The organism is Nocardiopsis alkaliphila YIM 80379 (genome assembly GCF_000341005.1).
GTDB lineage: Bacteria > Actinomycetota > Actinomycetes > Streptosporangiales > Streptosporangiaceae > Nocardiopsis > Nocardiopsis alkaliphila.
Map to the genome: position 1 here is coordinate 1 of NZ_ANBD01000172.1, position 5,496 is coordinate 5,496.

General features: G+C 63.8%; 3 protein-coding genes and 1 pseudogene. 3 read left to right on the forward strand and 1 reads right to left on the reverse strand.

All coding sequences use genetic code 11. The features are described 5' to 3' along the window. Positions 1–706: 706 nt before the first annotated feature. Genes D472_RS0122980 through D472_RS0122990 form a run of 3 tightly spaced genes read left to right on the forward strand, consistent with a single transcriptional unit; the run spans position 707 to position 4,664 of the window. Positions 707–1,450 (forward strand): toll/interleukin-1 receptor domain-containing protein, encoded by a 744-nt coding sequence (locus tag D472_RS0122980; RefSeq protein ID WP_017606788.1) that lies wholly within the window; start codon positions 707–709, stop codon positions 1,448–1,450. Continuing rightward, positions 1,447–3,489, forward strand: coding sequence for a hypothetical protein (locus tag D472_RS0122985; RefSeq protein ID WP_026117990.1), 2,043 nt, complete (start codon positions 1,447–1,449; stop codon positions 3,487–3,489). Before D472_RS0122980 ends, D472_RS0122985 begins: the two co-directional genes overlap by 4 nt. Continuing rightward, positions 3,486–4,664, forward strand: a complete 1,179-nt coding sequence (locus D472_RS0122990) for a hypothetical protein (RefSeq protein ID WP_017606791.1) — start codon at positions 3,486–3,488, stop codon at positions 4,662–4,664. Before D472_RS0122985 ends, D472_RS0122990 begins: the two co-directional genes overlap by 4 nt. A 70-nt stretch (positions 4,665–4,734) precedes the next feature. Here the strand turns inward: D472_RS0122990 and D472_RS26275 are convergent. Next, a pseudogene (locus D472_RS26275) lies at positions 4,735–5,496 on the reverse strand (helix-turn-helix domain-containing protein); the annotation flags it as partial.

Sequence of the window (5,496 nt, forward strand, 5' to 3'; positions counted from 1 at the left end):
CAAAGGTGCGCTCCAACGTGCACGAACGCCTTTTCGGAGTGGCGCCGCAAGGCACTCTATGGATCCTTGTGAAGAATGCCCAGAATCGAATGCTGACAATTCGGACTCAGTCGATTGGTGTCTCCTCTTTCCCCGGAGTAGGTGAGAGGCAGCGACCGGCGGAGACGGCGCGCGCAGAACCCGGAAGGGGACACCCGCCCGTGCTCGGCGAGCGCGCGCGACCCCCGCGCCTCGGGCCGGAACCGGGTGACGGAGTAACCGATGGGCCCACCGGTCCGCCCTGCCGATGGGACGGGTGGTCGCGCGGGGAGAGCGAGTGATCGCATTGGGCCATGGTCACCCCGCTCAGGGAGCAGCCGAAGCCGACACGGTGAGGATTCGAACAGTGTTCCTTGACTCGTCCACCGCCGGTGGGCCGGGTCTGGTGAATTCGTCACCCGGGCGCCCCTCATCCGACATCTGTCGCACCCCCAAGTGACACGAGAGTGTCTCCGTGCGGTGTGCCGCCGTCGCTGTCCGGGTTTCCCGTTTCCCCGAGGAAAGTCGGTGGGAAACGAGTCGACCGGCCTTTTCAAAGCAGGGCTGACGGAACATTATCGGAACGTCATCACGAAGCCGGCGACCGAGAGGCTTCCTCTGGGTTGCTTGTTCTGTGGTGTGCAAATTAAGAGCGGTCTTAATTTCTCATGCTTGCTGAAAGGAAGCTGTGAACAGCTGTTTCATCAACTATCGGACCGGTGATGGCGAACATGTGGCGACCCTGATCGACCGGGAGCTTTCCCGGAGATTCGGCGAGGAGGAAGTGTTCCGCGCCAGCAAGTCGATTCCTTCCGGGGCGGATTTCGAGAAGGAGCTGGGGAGGGCGGTGCATAACTGTGAGGTGCTCTTGGCGGTCATCGGTCCACGCTGGACGCAACCGCGGGAAGGCGATGGTCGTCGCGCCCTGGATGACCCCGATGACTGGACGAGGAAGGAGATCGTCGCCGCCTTCGACACCGGTGCGACGGTCATCCCGGTCCTGATCGAGGACACCCCTCGCCTGCGAACGAGGGACCTGCCCGAGGATCTCGCCCCCTTGGCCCGCTGCCAATACCGGCGTTACCGGCACCGCACCAACGAAAGCGACCTGGTGGAACTCATCGAAGCCGTGGAAATCGCGGCGCCCGAATTGGAGGAGAAGACCACCCGTCGTGCCAAGGAAGAGGCCGGAAAAGGAGACACGGAAACGAACACCGGTAATACGATGCGCGATGTTCACGGCTACGCGGTGCAAGCGCGTGAGCACACCAACAATGGGGTGTCCGGAGTGAGCGGTGAGGTCGGAACGATCATCAACGGGTCCCCGGAAATCGTGCACAACGGAACCGGTGACATCCACCGGAACTCACCCGTTCATCACGGTACCGGGGATCAGATCATCGGGGCACTCGAACGACGGAGGAGTCGATGAACCCGGTTGATGCGCCCGAGACCGACCCCCCGGCCGGTGACGCAGAACAGACGACCCATACGGGTCATGGCAACATTCATCGGGACTCACCCGCCCACTATGGTCGGGGAAATCAGATCCTGTTCCAGGGAGTCTCCCCCGAGGACGCTTCCAGATTCGAGTTCGGTGATGACGGCCTTCCTCGCCTCAGACGTCGACGCAGACGGGTCGCCGGTGATCGGCTCGGCGTCCTGCGCAGGCGCTTCGTGGCACCTCCGGGCCTGGATGAGGAGAACCAACGCCGTTACCTGGACACTCATGGCGCGCTCGTGCTCTTGGGGCGTCAGGGAGACGGCCTCCGCACCGCCGCTCACATGCTCTTGGTACCTGGAGGCCAGGAGAACGATCACGATGTGCGGGAGGACCTCACCAGTGAGGAAGAGGTTCCTCGGTTGGATGTGGAGGAGTTACGTAAAGGGGAGCGTCTACTACTCGACCTCACTCGCAACGGAACACCTTTGACGGATGGAGTCCTGGGTGGGCTCGAAGCACTGCGCGATCAGGCACGGAAGGTCGGGTCCTGGTTGGTCGTACTCCTCGATCGCCGTGATGAGGCACGGGTGCCTGCGGAGTTACGCGACCATGTGGTCCGTTTGGGCCGACCATCTCCGATCGCGGTGCTCGCCCGACACCTCGATTCCCGGGACGTCCCGGGGTTCTTTCCCCGGTACGTTCCCGAAGCGGTGCGCGAATGGGCCGGTCACGCCTCGATGGGGGAACTCGAGGAGTTCGCTCGCAGAGTCGAGAGGGTCTATCAGGACCGCGACCGGGCCGGTCGGGTCACGGAGTGGCTGGACGCTGCCCTCGAAGTGGGCGGGGAAAGACTCCTCGAACCGCTCGAAAAGGCGACGGGACGGGGACGGGCGATCCTCTTCGCCGCATCGCTCTTGGAACAGGCCCCGGTGGAACGTCTCTCCTCCGCGGTGGAGCGACTCCTACCCATGATCGCTTCTCCGGAGAACGAGACACCGCCCCTTGAACGCCACCACTTTCGGAAGGAGTTGGTGGACCTGGGGCTCGAAGTCGGAGAAGACCGTCGAATTCGGTTCGAACGTATCGGGCAGGCGTCGGCGATTCGAAATGAACTCTGGGACGCCTACCCCTGGCTGCACGGTGTCTTCGACGATTGGGCCGACACCTGTGTCCGTGACCCCGAACTGTTACCGGTCGATCGGGACCGGGTGACCGAACGCTGGACGGGGCAGGTACTGCGTGTCGATCGCCCATACCAGGTTTTCGCCCGTATCGAGGAATGGAGTCGACGCACGTCCCGTGGAGGAAACCATGCCCCCCAGGCTGCGGTGGCCCTGGCAACGGCCCTTCAGGATGCTCGTCACGGACGTTTCGCGCGGCACCAGATCTACCGATGGGCGCGTAATCGAAGGCTTCCTCGACGCTTCGCCCAAGTCCTGATCGCGGTGTGCGTGCAAGAGCTTGTGACGGAATATCCGGAACAGGCTCTGGTGCGGCTACATCTGTTCGCCGACCACGAGGAGGCGGAGGTCGCCCGGACAGCGAGAACGGAGCTGTTGGAATTGGCGCAGGATCGTTCCTTTCACCGCCGGGCGCTGCGTCGACTCTCCAACAGGCTCAGAGAGCGCGACGAGAAGATCGATCAGTGGTTGTTCCGAGAACTGACCCGCCCCGAGTTTCTGTTGCGTGGATCTCCGGGACGCTCCATAGATCCGGGCCTCCTGGGCTGGGTCGGTGAAGGACTCGTTCTCCTCCTGATTCGTGAGCCGTCGATGACAAGGAGCTATGGGGAGCTCTGGGCCGGCCGCTCGGAACAGTTCATGGAAATCCTGGTGAGGGCTTCCTCCCGGGCGGGGACACTGTCGTCCCTCTACACCACGGCCCTTCGCCTGCCTCGCGGTGCCTCCGGACCCGAGGAACTGCGGATCAGAAGAAGAGAACGAGAGCTGCTCCTTCGCCGCATTGATGAGGCGCAGGGAGTGCACCTGGCGGGGGCTCCCACCGCCCCTCAGAAGGAGAACGAATGAGTGACATACGTCGTCACACCATCATCATGATCGCGATCGTGGTGTCGTTGTGCGGACTCCTCCACTTGGCGGTGGGTTGGTGGTCCCTGGTGTGGGCCCCGATCCTGTTACTCATCGGTGGGTTGGTCCTCATGCTCAGCAGTCCCAAAGCGGCGGTTCCGGGCGAGACGGAGATACGCCCGGATCCGTTCATGGAGAGTGGCCCTCGTAACTCTCGGATCAAGGGGGACTTGTTGCCCAGCCGTGAGGACGATTACCCATTCCTGTTCTCCGCGATGGTGATGTGGCGGTGGACGGGAGCTCCTGACCCTCGCCTGCGCAACCCGGCTGGACAGGCTCGGAGCGTGGTCGTCGATCGGGCCCGCAAGAACACGGTCCGCTACCACCCTGGGGATCACGACGTGGCTCGCCACCAGATCGCGGCAGCTTTGGGCGTGGCGATGTACACCTACGAGGGCGCCTTGGAGGTCTGGGCCGAAGACGTCGAGCTCACTCTCCGGGAAGAGGACCTGACACGCCTCGACCGACTTTCCCGGGTTCGCAAGGAGAACGCGGTCTGGGAGGTGGAGAAGTCGGTGGAGGCCGCAAAACGCGAGTATTACGCCGAAGACGTCCTAGCCACGCCGGGCAGTGCGATCGTATGGGACCTGGTTCGGGGTGGAACGGACGTCGAACGTACCCATGGGCTGATCGAGACGCTCGCCAGGCTGGCCGAGGCGTCCAAGGGAGAGGATCTGGCGGACCTGTTGACCCGACTCAGAGACGCCGCCCCGGAGGAGTTCGCTTTCTTGAGGGAACGCAGGGCCGAGGAGCCCGACACCGGGTTCGAAATGGGACCGGTCGGATATGAGAACCATGAGGGACGGGGAGCGGGTGCCGAGCCCGGCCACCTGGACACCACCGCAGTGGCACGGGCGCTTCTCCAGGAGGTCGATGACAAGGATGAGGACAGCAGGATCCAATTCGTGCATCGGTTGGTCGTGACGCTCGAAAAAGCGGGAAGCTCACGCCTGGCCGAGGAGATCCGACACCTTCATCCCCTGCCCGATGACGAGGAGGGTGAGGAGACGGTGTCCGGTGAGGAGAGTGGATTCTCCTCCCCCTACCCAGGCGCGGACTGGTTCGGGTATGAGTTCGACGCTCCCTCCCACACCCGAAACGGAGCCGGGGCCTGACGGGGAGACACGGGCTCGGATCGGCCCTTTCGTGCGGGGCGGTGCCGCTGGACCCGCCCCGCACGATCGCTCACCCTTGGTGGAACACGGTCAGTAGTCGGGGTGAGAGTTCACGCACCGCGGGATGACGGTGGTATCGAGTGAGCGTCTGGTGCAGCCGTCGCATGTCCGAGCGGACCGTCGCGGAATCACCGTGACCGTCGTCCGCCAGCACCTCCTCGGTAATGGCGCAGGCATGTTCCACCTCACCTGATAGGGCATGGGCCAAGGCCCGACGTACCCCGAAACGTGTCCGAGCACGCTTGGCGTCCCCGGGCAACGACGAGCACTCCCTGTCCAAAAGCTCGGCCGCGTCCTTCGCTCTTCCCAGGTCGACCAGGCACCAGCCGTGCGTCACCCCGACCGGATCGGTGACGTGACTCGAACCCAGGACTTCCGGACCGCCGGCTGATCCGTCATCGACAGCGGCGGACAGTAAGGTGCGAGCCCGTTCCAGGGCTTGTTCGCAGGACAACGAGTCCCCGACCAGGGCATGCCCTTGAGCTTCACGTTTGGCGGCGAGACCGCGCACCCGAGTGGAGACCGAAGAATCGCGCTGGGCGTGTCGGGCCAATTCCACGGTGCCGATCCCGTCATGTGCGTACATCGTGATCAACGCCCGACGTACGAGCGCGTACTCGCCCATGTTCCGATCACCACCTTCCCTGGCCATGGCCACCGCGGTGTCCGTCCACCACAGAGCCCTCCGCTCGTTGCCGGCTTCTTGGGCCATCCATCCCGCGTATTCCCTCTGTGTCAGGGTCGAGTGGGACACCAGGGGATAAACTTCACT